At 72.7% G+C, this 436-nt stretch carries 1 protein-coding gene; it reads right to left on the reverse strand.

The window, feature by feature from the left end; genetic code table 11:
- Nucleotides 1-310, reverse strand: a 310-nt coding sequence (locus tag AC1DYG_RS19850) for a hypothetical protein (RefSeq protein WP_477641563.1), incomplete at its 3' end; no start/stop codon positions are given.
- Nucleotides 311-436: the final 126 nt, after the last annotated feature.

The following is a 436-nucleotide window of genomic DNA, read 5'->3' on the forward strand; positions in this document are numbered from 1 at the left end:
GCGCGAAGTGGTGCTCGTCGCCGTCCTCCTCCGTGTGGAAACACAGCCGGGGCCCCGCCGACCGCCACCCGGCGGTGATCGCCTCGTCAGACTCCTCGGCGGACTCCACCGGCGCCACCGTCGCAATGGGGGCACCGCCGAGCCACCCGGCTCCGTACTCGCCGAGCCACCACCGGTACGACGGGGGCAACGGACCGAGGCGGGTCTGCGCATTCTCGATCCGGTCCCGCGGCGCCGGACCGGCCGGGCGTTTCGCCAACCCGGGCGACGCTTCCAGCAGGGAACGCAGCTGTTCGAGATCCGGTCTCACCGGGGCAGCCTATCCGGGGCGTCCGTTCCCTCCACTACGGTCGGGCGGGTGGACTGGGCGAGCGTGGAGGCGGCCGTACGGGATCAGATCGTGGCGTTCGTGCGCCGGATGCGCGCAGAGCACGTC

Source organism: Pedococcus sp. P1_H8, assembly GCF_056405175.1.